We start from the raw sequence: 12662 nt of genomic DNA, 5'->3' as shown, positions 1-12662 counted from the left end.
ACCTTCTTGAAGCAGCCTCGCTCGCTCAGCCTGGGGCAATACACCGATTGTCAGCAAAGGAGTAGCCGGTGATCGTTGAATCGCACAAAGGAAGGCTTGCAGCGTGGCTTGCACGGCATCGAGTACCTGCTGGGTATCGACGCCTTGATCGCATTGCAGATACAGAGAAAAGTCTGACGCCAAGTCCTCCACCGTTAGGCTAAGCGGATAGATGTTCCATTCGTTCAACTCGACTTGGTCGACAACTTCCCATTGAGTGGAGGGTTCGCTTTGCGTATGCACATAATTGAGTGCGGCCGTAAACAAGGGCATCGGTGCGGCTACGCCGCTGCAGCGCTGCGTGTCGACCAGATTCGCATGCTCATGGGGGATAAGCTGACGCAACAGATTTTGCGACTGCTGCAACCCATCCTCGACCGACATGCCATCCAGCCTCAAGCGGAAAGGCAAAGTATTGATCAATGGCCCGAACATGCGCTCTATATCCGGCACATTGCGCAGTCGGCCTGAAAATACCGTGCCGAATACAACGTCGGTGCTCGCTGAGGTCTTTGCAATCAGCAGCGCCCAAACGAGGTGGAACAAAGCCACTGGCGTAACGCCCTCCAGTTGGCAACGGTTTCGGATCGCCTTAGCCAGCTCCGAGTCCAACGCACGATGGGCGAGTGGCGCCCGACTTTTTTTGTTACGTAGGGCAGCGAGGCGAAACGGCAACGAAGGCTCGTTGAAATCACCGAGCAAACCCTCGAAAAAGGTCTTACTGCGAGCGCGCTCTTTTTCCTCAGCGTGATACAGCGATGAAATGAAATCGCGATAACGCGCAGGCCGAGGTAACTCCACTCCCGCATCTGTAACAAGTTGCTGAACCTCTGCCACCAGTAGGTCCTGGGACAAATGGTCTCCGATGATATGGTGTGCCAATAAAAGCAAATATACTGGCTGCTGGGGACCATCCGTCGCCACGTGTACCTGCAGCAGTGGTGCGGATTGCAGGTCAATGCAAATCCTGCCTGGCTGTGCCTTTTTGCGTAGTTGTTGCAGCGCATTGCCATCCGGCGCATGGAATACGGCCAGTCCTACCTCTCTCAATACCACCTGTATCGGTGCGTTCAATCCCTCCCACAGAAACAAGGTGCGCAACGCATCTTGCCGACAAATCACAGTACGCAAGGCCTGCAATACCCGTTCAAGCTGGCTGGCTGATGGTAAGCGCACGATGGTGGAAAGCACATAGTGATCGGCGTCAGGCTCAAGCAAATGTTCGAAAAGAAAACCCTTTTGTTGCGGTGAGAGACCATAGATATCCTGAATGTTGGCAATGCCACCGGGAACAGTGCTGACAACCTGGTCAATCTCTTTTTGGCTAAGGCCCGCAAGAGGCACCATATCACTGTCAATCGACAGGCAACCGGGAGTAATCACGGGGCCGGGTGCAACTGCATTACATGCTGTACGGGACATCACCTGCGCCAAATCAGCCAAATTCGCAGAACGAAACACATCTTCGACACGGGTCGTCAGCCCTCGTTCACGCAAACGGCTGACCAGGCGCATCGCGAGCAAGGAATTCCCTCCTAAAGAGAAGAAATTATCTCGACGACTAACGGCCTCAACTGCAAGCAGCTTGATCCACTCCTCAGCTAATATCTGCTCGCTTTCATTGCGTGCTGATTCAAATACATTCGACCGAATCGCCTCGGCACCAGCGCTACGGAAAGCCTTATGATCGAGCTTTCCATTTGGCGTGAGTGGGAATTCTGGCAACGCCATATAAAGTCTGGGTACCATTTGTTCGGGAAGCAATTCTTTCAATTGTTCTGCCAGTTGAGCCAGAGGGAAATCGAGTTCGTCTAGTACAACATAGGCAATCAACTGCTTGCCTAAGGCGCCATCCTGGACAGCCACATGGGCATCCCGCACATGCGCCAGTTGCCGCAACGAGGCTGCGATTTCGCCCGTTTCGATACGAAACCCCAAAATTTTGACTTGCTGATCGATGCGTCCGTGAAAAACCATATGACCATCGCCTCGCCAGCTCACCAAGTCGCCACTGCGATAGATCCTGGCGCCGGCTTCTGCATTAAAGGGGTCGGAGCGGAAACTCTGTTGGTTCAAATCCGCACGCTGCCAGTAACCACAGGCAACGCCAGCGCCGCCTATCCACAACTCACCTTTGAAACCTGGCGGCAGTAGGCGCCCCTTCCGATCGACGATATAGCAACGAGTATTGCGGAGAGGAAGGCCGATAGTCAGCATGCTGGCAGGATCATCAGTGATGCGTTCTGCTGAGGCAATGATTGTCGCCTCTGTAGGCCCATAGCTATTGAACAGCGCTAACTCACTAGGCATGCGCGCCAACCATCCGCTTGCGGCATCTGGTCGCATGGCTTCGCCACCCACCACGCACAGACGCAAGAAGCTGCTCGCAATCGAGACTTGGTCATCGGAAAGCTCGTCGCAAAGCAAATGCCAATATGCTGTCGGCAAGGAAAGCGCAGAGATCTGCTGCGATTCGATCATTGCCCACAACTGCTCTGGCACCGGCGCGGCAGCACTGTCACGCAGATGCAGACTGCCCCCACACAAAAGGGACAAACAAAGCTCCTCGATGAAAATATCGAAACCCACACTAGCAAACTGAAGCACGCGTAGCGGCGCCTGCACGTTGTAGCGCTCGCGCACAGCATGCAGATAGCTCACAACATTTTCATGTGTTACTACGACACCCTTAGGCATGCCCGTCGAGCCCGACGTGTAGATCATGTAGGCAGGATCGCTGGAAAGGCAACCCGCGGCCGGCGGCAATACGTCTTCCTCAAACTTAGCAACGGGCTGATCGAGCAACACTATTCTGGCACCATGCCCGGCCAAATGTACCAAGTTATTCGCCGTTATCACCAGTTGCGGACTGGCATCCGCGAGCAGGAGTTGCAGCCGGGTTGATGGATAGGCGGTGTCAAGGGGCACATACACCGCGCCGACCTTTAACGTCGCCAAAAAAGTTACCACTAGTGCCACACTTCGCTCCAGTAGCACCGCAACACGGTCGCCCCTCACCACGCCGCTCGCATGTAGACGTGCCGCAAGCAAGCTAGCCTGGATTTCCAACTCTGAATAGCTTAACGTTACCTCGCCGGCTTGCACTGCCAACTCACCGGGAGCCCGCGCCACTTCTCGCGCAAAACATGCCCAGAGCGTTCTATCGGCAGGCGGAATGCAGGGAGTGGGATGCCACAGTTGCAGCTGCTCACGGTGCCTGGACGTCAATAAGTCGAAATGCTCCAGTGCACGTCCGGAAGCAGCGCTGGCCTGCAGCAGCAGGCCGCAGTAAACATCGGCCAAAGCTTCCACCTCAGCTTGGTCAAAGTAGCCAACATGGTAATCAATTTGCAACAAGGGAGCTGATGCATCTCCGTAGTCGCACACGGTAAACGTCAGGGGAGTCTGCTCAAATCCATTCTGCAGAAAATGCGTTGATGCTTGTAGCCCCAAATCGGCAAAGTCGAAATCAAGCTTCTGATAGTTAAAAATAACATCAAAAATTGCAACGCGTTGTTCACCATGCAACACGTCCCGCTCGGCGAACAAGCGGGAAAGAGGTACATTGGTATGTCGGTATATGCCACGCAACCGGCGCGCAATGTCGGCACATAAATCATCAAACGTCTGATCGAGCTGTCCGGAAAGTTTCGCGGGATAAACTTGCATCGCGAGCGATATCTGCTTTCGCTCTGCCGCCGTGCGTCTATTGTGGATGGGCACACCAACCGTCATCTCGTCATGACCGTAGAGCCCGCCTACGGCGGCAAAGAGCACACCAAGGAAGAACGGCAGCCCTCCGCCGAAAGAGCCGGATTCTTGACCCTTTTTGAACCACGAAGCCGAAAGCGAACGCTCAATACGGTGCGAGGTTCGTCCAACATCGCTACCGCCGCCCTCCGACAACTTAGGAACGAACAGCAAGGGTGGAAGTTCCGCCAGTTCGGCGCGCCAAAATGCCTCGGCACCATTGCGCGGCTGCGTCAATATCGGCGCCTCAAGTGGCGCCGAGCCTGGCCCCGTTTCGATCCCAGAAGCGCGGTCCGAATAAAGCGAAAAAATTTTCTGTTGTAAGTTGGTGTATCCCCAGCCATCAATCACGAGATGGTGTGCCACTGTAAAATACCAGTATCGCTGAGGCGACAAGCGAATCAAACCGACTCTCAACAGCGGACCTGTATCCAGTTTAAATACTTGAGCGAAGTGCGTGTCAAGCAGACCGCGTGCTTGCTGTTCAGAATCAGGGGAGAGCGAGACATCGAACAGCGTCAGTTCGACTGTATCAACTGTCTGACGCAACCATGCGCCATCCTCATTGAAATGAAGGCGTACATGCAGACCCGCACTGCCATTGATGCACTCTTGAGCACATTGCGTCAAGAGAGGAACATCCAACGCTTGGCAGAACTCGACATACCCCCCAATGTTGTACATTGGAACTTCAGGCTGACGGAGTTGATGAAAGATAATGTCCTGCTGAGCGGAGGACATGGAAAAAAGGGGAAGTATCGAGCTACTCATGAAGCCTTCACTATCAATTTATTTACCAGTCCGCAATGCGGACACCAAACAAAACCCCGTACATATCCAACAGCAAAAATAGAGCAATCGCTCCCATCGTCGCTCGATTGTTTGCACAGTCGAAAATAAAACATCGCCAAGCCAAGCATTCACTTGCATGACGATTTCCACTTCATGCGTGGATGCCATGCCAACTTCCCTTTCAGATCGCGCCGCGAGAGAACCGCTACGTTAATCTGATACCAAAACACATTGCTAACGAGAACACCCACCGCTCGTTGCTGATAATCCGTACACGGCCAATTAAACCGGTGTTGGGCTTGGGATTTGAAACTGATAGTTGTCATCACGAACGATTGCAGAGAGAGAGTTGCAGCTTGGACTATTAACAAGCAGCAACATTAGCTCATCGAATGAAAACAACCATGAAATTGCCAACAAATATCCCTTTCAGCAAGCACCAACCGCTGAAAATAAGCTCTACGCTTTGTTTCCCACAAGGAAATACAGACAATCAATTAAGTCAGTACGACTCAAAATGACAGTCTCGGTGACCAACTGTGCATAATATTAAAATACAAAATATCGAAATTTTCACCATTCCTATCAATGCACAACTTTCAATCCACAGAAACTCCTGAGTAGCCCCCTTAGGTTTGCAACATAGTATTTAAACAAAACAGCATTGTAAAGATTATTTTCTATTTTTCAACATGTACATATAAATAATTACTACCACCGTCCATTTCCTTGCATTTTACAATGCCATAAAATCTATCCAATAATCACGTTTTTAACAATAATTATTAAGAACAGCTTAAATACTGAATTGCATACTTGGCGCCCTCAGGAAGCAAGTGCAATACCTTTGCAGCAAAGTGCTGCCATGAAGAGAATCTACAAACATTTGACCACCCATCATAATTACCATGGGCGCACGACCTGACCTCCATTCGATCCATTGCCAAATGTCTTTGCCGTTCGGCCAACAACCTGATGCCGCCGCCCCCCCCCCAAAAAAACAAATAGCGCGGAGAATTCAAGCGAGAACAGAGCACCACCTACTTCGCAGCCCCGCACAGCCCGTGCCAGCACGGGTCGAACGAGAATGTCCGCGCGCCGTGGCGCAGCTGATCTGAATCCAAATGGCCGGCAAACTAGGACGCTAAAGCGGAAAGTGACATGGGAGCCAATGGAGAGCAAAAAATCTTCATTACTTGTCGCCTTGCCATTGTCGAAAAAGAGACTTCAGCAAGGCCAACGGCCGCGCAAAGCCTGTGTCGCGTCAAATACCACTTAACCGACTGGCCGGTCTAATCATCTGCATTCTTCTTAACTTGCGCGGCTTGGCGTGTGGCAACACCGATATGCCAGCCATGCCAAAGCAAAGGCCGACATCACCGGTTACATTGTCGGCTTCCACAACTGCAAGCGGACCTATTCAAAATAGGGAAATCTGCTGCAGCCCATTGTCGTGTTCGGAATTACCTGACTACGGCAGCGCACCCGAGGTGCTACGTGAATAGCCATTGCGTTTCCCATTAACAGACCTGATGCCCAAGAAAATGGCTCGCCCTCCAGAAAAATAAGCTGCCATGGATGCTGCATATCTAAAGATACATAACGACAGAATCCTGCAGGAGGCAGCATGCCACTTGTCGCTGATTCAGACCCCACGGATCAAGTACACCCGCCAATAAATTCCTGTGATTTCCAGCTTCCACAATCGGCGTACGGCTGTGGTACCAATCGTTAGCAGTGCTCGCTCTGCTAACGATTGGTACCTTGCATTACATCCGCTTCTGTTCGCCATAACTTCGCAATAATTTTCCATGGATTAGTTCGAAAACGAAAATCCTGAATATTTTTTAAACATATATAAACAAGCGGCCCTGGCAATTAGAGTTGATCACGGTCGTTGTTATTAATTAACGATAAATATTCCCAGGAAATACATTTCCCTCAATGTATTTTCAAAAAATCCGAACTTCGGTTACACTCCCGGACAATATTCATGCTGGCGTCGTCAGCCTGCCAACATGCAGACTTAAGGGTGATAGTGGATTCTTTTTTCAATACGTTCCGCAGTAAAAAGAAACTGGTCAGCGCATTTATTTTTTCGAGCTTAGCTGCTTTCGTCGAAGCGGGAGCACAACAAAAATCCAGGGATGAAAGTCAAGAACCAGCCCACCTGAAGGCGCTTCTAATTAAAAATACCTCGCCGGTCATTGATGGACTTCTGCTCGATGAGGCATGGAAAAGTGCGCCACTGTTCGAAAATTTTCATGAGTTTATGCCCGAGAGCGGTCGGCCTGTGCGACCACAGCTGCGCACTACCGTGCAGTTGCTGATCAATGAAGACGCCTTGATATTCGGCATACGCGCTTGGGATGATGCGCCAGGGAAGCAGCAAAGTTCGCTGGCGCGGCGTGACAAAGTAGGCACCGAACAAGACTTTATCGGCATCTGGCTCGATCCGACCGGCCATGGCCGCGCCGCCCAGTTCGTCCGCGTAAATATCGCCGGCGTGATGAGCGACGGCATCTACCGTGCCGACGAGGACGAGACCGACCTTGGTCCCGATTTTCCTATCGACGCAGCAGTCCAGCGTCTTGCCGACGGCTACAGCATGGAGGTCCGCTGGCCATTGTCGAATCTGCGCTTCCCATACGCCGATGGCAAAACGTGGCGCGCCATGATCGAGCGTAGCGTGCCTCACGCCGGTGCCCTGCTGCTGACCAGTACCCCGCTTACTATCGATGCCTTAAGCCATATCGCCGTGTTGCAGGAGATCAGCGGCATGGAAGGCACAGTACTAGCGGTACGCGACCGCAGTTTTCTGGAAATAAAACCTGAGTTGACCATGCGCTCGACGCGCGACGCTGATAAGCAGGGCCAGCGCCACGCCAACCGGACCAGCTTAGGACTGGAGATTAATGCCAGGCCTCGCGCCGACTGGGTCTTCAACGGCACCCTGAATCCCGATTACTCACAGGTGGAAATCGATGAGCCAACTTCCAACGGAGCCAGCCGCATCGCACTCAGCCTTCCAGAGAAACGAGGATTTTTTCTGGAAAGCTCCGACGTACTCGGACTGCCTTTGGCCGCATTCTATTCACGCACGGTAGTCGATCCGGAATGGGGTCTGCGAGCGACTTGGCGTGCCGCCAAGGCTGATGCGACCGCGATGAGCCTACGAGATCGGGAAGGTGGAGTCATCCAGCGCGGTGGCGCCTACGAAACCTCCGAATTTGACCAGACGTCACGCACTCTTGCCAGCCTGGTGCGCGCGCGCTGGCACGGCGATGGCGCACTGCTGGGTGCCTTTGTCTCCCAGCGCGACTATGGTCTCGCTGGCTCAAACCATGTGACCGGTTTCGACGGACAGTGGCGCGGCGATGGCCAGCAGGCTGCGTGGTTGCTAATGCATTCAAAAACCAACGTTGGTTTCGTCGAACAAGCATCTCAGGCCCCGGTCCGCGCGCCAACCCGCAGCGGCACCTACCTTTCAGCCAAATTCAACCATATTAATGAGACTTGGTGGAACGACTTCCTCCTTGAGGCAAGCAGCCCCGGCTTCATTAACGATAACGGCTTCGTACCACAAACCGGTGTCGTCACGACCAAGATCAACGTCAATCGCCGTCTCGGACAGCATCGACTTGAACTGGAGTCAGTGTCGCTCGATTTATACGAGGTGGAAGCACACCTTGGCCTGCACGAGATTCGCACGCTACCAGATCCCACGCTAGGCCAACAGGTAAACCAAATTATCGAACGCAAGGTACAACCAGGGATCTCGCTACGCGCATCGCGCCAGACTGACTTCTGGGCAAATCTTGGCTTCGACCAGCAGCGTGCGCATCGAGAGGGACAGCTTCACAACACGCCGGCTGTGCACTTTGGATTCGGATCATCTCCGTTGCCATGGCTATCCAAGCTCAATGCCGAGGTGACGCTTGGCCGTCAGCTCGATGTTGACGCCGACCGCGTGGGCCGTGGCGGCAACGCTACTGCCGAAATGGGCTTGCGTTTTTCACTGCCACGTGGATGGGCGGTAGAACTTGAGCCGCGCTGGAACCGTGCCTGGGTCCAGGGAACGCTCGGACGGCCTGCATTCGTCGACAACAGTTGGCGCTGGCTCGGCATGCTGCATTTCACATCCACTGACTCACTGCGGCTTCTGGCTCAAAACACGGCAGCGGCGCGCAGCGACGACGGAGTTTCGGGCTTGGAGTCTTGGGCGGAGAGGCAAGTACACCGCTCACTGCTATACCGTCACCTCTGGCGCCACGGAAGGTCGCTGTCGGTTGGCTATTCGCATGACAGGACTCGCGAACCGACTAAGACCAATAAATCATTGACTTTGAAATTTCAATGGGAAGTTTAATGCAGAGCCACATGGAGCGGTTTCAAACCACAAGCGCAACACCAGGTTCATTAACAGTATTGATGAGGTGTTGCAGTAACGTGATCGTATTCACGCATGCGTATGTAGCAAGGCCACGTTTGTCATGAGCGATTGAAACCGCGCAGAAATGGCATAGCCATCTGGACAAAAAAATAGCCCACTCGAAAGTGGGCTATCTTTTTCATCTGGAGGCGAGGACGGGAATCGAACCCGTCTAAACGGCTTTGCAGGCCGCTGCATAACCTCTTTGCTACCTCGCCAGAGGAACTGCTTGGATGGGCCTTGCGGCACACCTTGAAAACTGGAGCGGGAGAAGAGTCTCGAACTCTCGACCTCAACCTTGGCAAGGTTGCGCTCTACCAACTGAGCTACTCCCGCATTGGAGCTTGGTTACCGCCTAATCGCGCCGACTACTGCGGCGGATAAAAAAAGGAAGCCAGCTTAGCTTCCCTTTAGAATTCTGGAGCGGGAGAAGAGTCTCGAACTCTCGACCTCAACCTTGGCAAGGTTGCGCTCTACCAACTGAGCTACTCCCGCATTGGAGCTTCTATTTTCTGCTACTGCATCTTGCTTTACTGCTTCAGCTTTCACTGGAGCGGGAGAAGAGTCTCGAACTCTCGACCTCAACCTTGGCAAGGTTGCGCTCTACCAACTGAGCTACTCCCGCATACGAACCGCTATTTTACTGCCTTTTGCTACCGTTTACCAGTGCTGCTTTACTGCTGATCCAGTATTCACTGGAGCGGGAGAAGAGTCTCGAACTCTCGACCTCAACCTTGGCAAGGTTGCGCTCTACCAACTGAGCTACTCCCGCAGTGGACAACATTGTATCAGAAGCTCTACTACATCGCCAGTACTACTTTTTACTGCATTCGCTGTTTTTACCTATGACACGATCCAGAAAACTGGAGCGGGAGAAGAGTCTCGAACTCTCGACCTCAACCTTGGCAAGGTTGCGCTCTACCAACTGAGCTACTCCCGCGTCATCAACAACAGGCCAGCATTATAGAGGGATTACAGGGGCTGTCAACGGGCAATATCTGGTGTTTTGCAAAATATTCCGCATAAAGCAGCCGCCTGCTTATTCTTAGTGCAAATTCCCCGCTTTTTCCTTGATCAAGGGCCATGCCAGGCGCAAGTAATAGAACATCGACCACACCGTCAGCACGCAGGCGATCCACAGCAGCTTTTCGCCCCACACGTGGGTATCGATCGCACCGAAGATCACTTCGTGGTACAGCAGCAGGGGAATGGCCGTCATTTGCGCGGCCGTCTTGATCTTGCCGATCGAGCTGACGGCCACCGATTTCGAAGCGCCGATCTGCGCCATCCATTCGCGCAAGGCGGAAATCGTGATTTCACGGCCGATGATGATGAAGGCCAGCACTGCATTGACACGGTCCAGCTGCACCAGCACCAGCAAGGCGCCCGCCACCATCAGCTTGTCGGCTACCGGGTCGAGGAAGGCGCCAAAGGCCGAGGTCTGGTTCCAGCGCCGCGCGAGGAAGCCGTCGAACCAGTCGGTCACGGCGGCAACAATGAAGACCAGCGTGGCAACCAGGTTCTGGTCGCCATGCAGCAGCATCGACGGCGGCAAATAAAACACGCCGACGACGAGCGGTATCAGGGCCACGCGCAGCCAGGTCAAAAGGATGGGAATATTAAAAGGCATAAGGGTGCAATCGGCCGACGGGTAAATTGAATATGAGAAAGCGTGAAGCAAGCGCCACTAGTCTACATGGCCACGGGATATTAGCCTAGTCCGGTTGCCGCAGCACCGGACCAGGCCATCCATCCATCAATGCAACTGCTTGTAGATTTCTTCCGCCAGTTGCGTGGAAATCCCCTCCACCGACATCAAATCCTCGACACTGGCATCGACCACGCCGCGCAAGCCGCCAAAGCGCGACAACAGTTTCTGGCGGCGCTTGGCGCCGATGCCTTCGATTTCTTCCAGGCGCGAGGTCTGGCGCGTCTTGGCCCGCTTGGCGCGCATGCCGGTAATCGCGAAGCGGTGCGCTTCGTCGCGAATCTGCGCGATCAGCATCAGGGCCGCAGACTCCTTGCCCAGTTCCTGCGCCGCGCGGCCATCGACGAACAGCAGGGTTTCCAGGCCCACCTTGCGCCCTTCCCCCTTGGCCACGCCGACGATCAGGCTGATATCGAGTCCCAGCTCGGCGAACACCTGGCGTGCCATTTCGATCTGCCCCTTGCCGCCGTCGATCAAGACCACGTCGGGCATCACGCCATCGCCATTCGCCACTTTCTCGTAGCGGCGCATGAGGACCTGGCGCATGGCCGCGTAATCGTCGCCGGGCGTGATGTCGTTGATGTTGTAGCGCCGGTATTCGCCGTTCTGCATGGCGTGGTGGTGGAACACCACGCACGACGCCTGCGTCGCCTCGCCTTGCGTGTGGCTGATGTCGAAACACTCCACGCGCAGGCTGTCGAGGTCGCCCAAATCCAGGCGCAGCGCTTCGGCCAGCGCGCGCGTGCGCGACTGCTGCGAACCCTGCTCGGACAACAATCGTGCCAGCGAAATCTCGGCGCCCTTTTGCGCCATCTCAAGCCACTGGCGGCGTTGCCCCTGCGGCTGGAAGATCAGGTTGATGCGGTGGCCGCACTGCTCCATCAGCGCCACCATCAGGGCTGGCTGGTCGAATTCGATATTCAGGATCAGGGTGCCGGGAATGAATTTTTCCGTGTAGTGCTGGGCCAGGAAGGCGGCCAGCACTTCCACCTCGATGGCTTCCTCGGCAATCGCCGCCGCATCGCTGAGCTGGCTGGGGAAGTAGGCGCGGTCGCCCAGGTGGCGTCCGCCGCGCACCATGGCCAGGTTGACGCAGGCGCGTCCGCCCTGCACCAGCACGGCGAGGATGTCCACGTCGGCGTCGCCCGTCGTTTCCATGCTTTGCTGGTGCAGCACGCGCGACAGCGAAGCGATCTGGTTGCGCACCACCACGGCCTGCTCGAACTTCAGCTCGGCGGCAAACGCGTGCATCTTCTTTTCCAGGTCCGCCATCACTTCGCTCTGGCGCCCGCGCAGGAAGCGCGCCGCGTTTTCCACGTCATTCTTGTAATCTTCCTTGCTGATCAGATCCACGCACGGCGCACTGCAGCGGCCGATCTGGTGCAGCAGGCAGGGCCGCGTGCGGTTGGCGTACACGCTGTCCTCGCAGGTGCGGATGAGAAAAACCTTTTGCAGTATCTGCATCGACTCCTTGACGGCCCAGGAACTGGGGAACGGCCCGAAATACTGGTTTTTCTTGTCCACCGCGCCCCGGTAATACACCATGCGCGGCGCATCGCCATTGGTGATTTTCAGATACGGATACGACTTGTCGTCACGGAACAGGATGTTGTAGCGCGGTTGCAGTGCCTTGATCAGGTTGTTTTCCAGAATCAAGGCTTCCGCCTCGCTGTGCGTGACGGTGGTTTCCAGGCGCGCGATGCGCTCGACCATCATGGCGATGCGGGGGCTGGCCAGGTTTTTCTGGAAATAGCTGGACACGCGCTTTTTCAGGTCGCGCGCCTTGCCGACGTACAACACCTTGTCGGCGGCGTCGAAATAGCGGTACACGCCGGGCAAGTTCGGCAGCTTGGCGACCGTGGCCAGCACTTGCGCGCGGGGGTCGGGCGGCGTTTCCGCCAAGGAAGGTTCTGGGCTTGCTTCGGTCATTGCTGGCTCATT

Annotated in this window: 4 protein-coding genes and 6 tRNA genes; 1 reads left to right on the top strand and 9 read right to left on the bottom strand. The window is 54.6% G+C overall.

Translation table 11 applies throughout. The features are described 5' to 3' along the window. On the bottom strand, nt 1–4560 hold a 4560-nt coding region (locus SJI03_RS20255; protein WP_322428347.1), incomplete at its 3' end, for a non-ribosomal peptide synthetase. A gap of 2014 nt (nt 4561–6574) precedes the next feature. Here SJI03_RS20255 and SJI03_RS20250 point away from each other — a divergent pair. Beyond that, nucleotides 6575–8950 (top strand): hypothetical protein, encoded by a 2376-nt coding sequence (locus SJI03_RS20250; protein ID WP_322428346.1) that lies wholly within the window; start codon nt 6575–6577, stop codon nt 8948–8950. A gap of 207 nt (nt 8951–9157) precedes the next feature. Here SJI03_RS20250 and SJI03_RS20245 read toward each other — a convergent pair. From SJI03_RS20245 to uvrC, 8 genes are all read right to left on the bottom strand, one after another. Next, nucleotides 9158–9231, bottom strand: a tRNA-Cys gene (locus SJI03_RS20245). 42 nt (nt 9232–9273) lie between these two features. After that, nucleotides 9274–9349 (bottom strand) — tRNA-Gly (locus SJI03_RS20240). 83 nt (nt 9350–9432) lie between these two features. Continuing rightward, nucleotides 9433–9508, bottom strand: a tRNA-Gly gene (locus tag SJI03_RS20235). Between the two features lie 54 nt (nt 9509–9562). Further along, a tRNA-Gly gene (locus SJI03_RS20230) sits at nt 9563–9638 on the bottom strand. A 71-nt stretch (nt 9639–9709) separates the two neighbouring features. After that, a tRNA-Gly gene (locus SJI03_RS20225) sits at nt 9710–9785 on the bottom strand. 92 nt (nt 9786–9877) lie between these two features. After that, a tRNA-Gly gene (locus SJI03_RS20220) sits at nt 9878–9953 on the bottom strand. 105 nt (nt 9954–10058) lie between these two features. Next, on the bottom strand, nt 10059–10643 hold the full coding sequence (gene pgsA, locus SJI03_RS20215) for a CDP-diacylglycerol--glycerol-3-phosphate 3-phosphatidyltransferase (protein WP_034749601.1): 585 nt from the start codon (nt 10641–10643) through the stop codon (nt 10059–10061). Between the two features lie 126 nt (nt 10644–10769). Next, nucleotides 10770–12650 (bottom strand): excinuclease ABC subunit UvrC, encoded by a 1881-nt coding sequence (gene uvrC, locus SJI03_RS20210; RefSeq protein ID WP_099378413.1) that lies wholly within the window; start codon nt 12648–12650, stop codon nt 10770–10772. Nucleotides 12651–12662: the final 12 nt, after the last annotated feature.

It is taken from the genome of Janthinobacterium sp. GMG1, from assembly GCF_034427795.1.
Taxonomy (GTDB): Bacteria; Pseudomonadota; Gammaproteobacteria; order Burkholderiales; family Burkholderiaceae_D; genus Janthinobacterium.
The sequence above is the reverse complement of the archived record's forward strand: the minus strand, read 5'-3'. Positions and strand labels throughout refer to the sequence as shown.

Coding starts and splice junctions, on each gene's coding strand:
- pgsA (WP_034749601.1), bottom strand. CDS start 10,643: ATGCCTTTTAATATTCCCATCCTTTTGACCTGGCTGCGCGTGGCCCTG.
- uvrC (WP_099378413.1), bottom strand. CDS start 12,650: ATGACCGAAGCAAGCCCAGAACCTTCCTTGGCGGAAACGCCGCCCGAC.
- SJI03_RS20250 (WP_322428346.1), top strand. CDS start 6,575: ATGCTGGCGTCGTCAGCCTGCCAACATGCAGACTTAAGGGTGATAGTG.